Genomic DNA, 1035 nt, shown 5'->3' on the forward strand with positions numbered 1-1035 from the left:
GTGGCATCGCCCTGCCAGCGCACGCCATAGGGCGAGACCGTCTCGGTCGCCGGCCGTGCGAGAATCGTTCCGTCATCGGTCATCGTTGGCTTCTCAACCGGTGCCCCAACATCCTCTGCGAGTTCAAGCGCGCTATTGTCGATGGACACCACTCTGTCCGCAGTCAGGTCGACGTCGGGCGCCTCAGCCTCCCCCTCGTCGGTGATGGCGTACTGCTCGTCCTCGTCGAACTCGTACTGAAGATTGCCCTGCTGGTAGGCGTTGAGGAACTCCTCACGTGAGTACTCGGCTGGCTGAACAAGCCGTTCTTCGACGTCGAGGTCGACGCGTTCGATGTCGAAGGTCGTCGGATAGATCGACTGGAGCCGCTCCTCGACGGTGTCGAGTGAGTTGTCGGCGCCGTAGTAGAACTCGACGGGCGCGTCTTCGCCGTCGCTGAGCGCGAGGAACTCGAAGCGCGGCGGCGTCGAGGACGACAACGGATTCAACGTCGAATCTAAGCCGGAATCTTCGCTGGTGAGCTTGTGGAGGCTCTCAAGAAGTCGCGGAATCCCCGCCGGATCCAGTTCTTCGGAGGTCGGGGTGACGCGGAGGAACTCACTCATCGCGACCACCGTCCGTCTCGGCGACTTGCTCCGATTCCTCGTTCGATTCAGCGGTCTGCTCATTGAGTTGCTGTTGGAACGAATGCATTGCTGACTCGGTTTTGTCGGTGGTTGCACCGGGCAGTTCGTCGCGAGTTTGGGTGGTGGGGTCGAAGTCGATGACCTGCTTCTCCTTGGGCATCGCCTCGACCTGGATACCGCGCCACTCGCCGTCGACGCCAACGAGCGCTTCGGAGAAGCCGGCGTCTTCGTTACCGGGGACGGCGTCCTGCACGTAGCGCATCTGGGCGTGATTCAGCCCGAACTCGTCCGCCCACTCTTCGTCCATGCCGTCGAGGCGGTGGAACTGCTTGACCGCACACTGGTCAAGGATCGCCTCACTCTCGGCGTGCTCGAAGAACTCATCGACGGTCTGCGTCACGAGGCGGAT

2 pseudogenes are annotated in these 1035 nt (G+C 62.0%); both read right to left on the reverse strand.

The features are described 5' to 3' along the window. Positions 1–605, reverse strand: a pseudogene (locus tag IEX84_RS14490) (hypothetical protein); the annotation flags it as partial. Beyond that, positions 598–1035: pseudogene (locus IEX84_RS14495) on the reverse strand (VirB4 family type IV secretion system protein); the annotation flags it as partial. The pseudogenes IEX84_RS14495 and IEX84_RS14490, both read right to left, overlap by 8 nt.

Origin of the sequence: Halarchaeum rubridurum (assembly GCF_014647115.1) — an archaeon.
GTDB lineage: Archaea > Halobacteriota > Halobacteria > Halobacteriales > Halobacteriaceae > Halarchaeum > Halarchaeum rubridurum.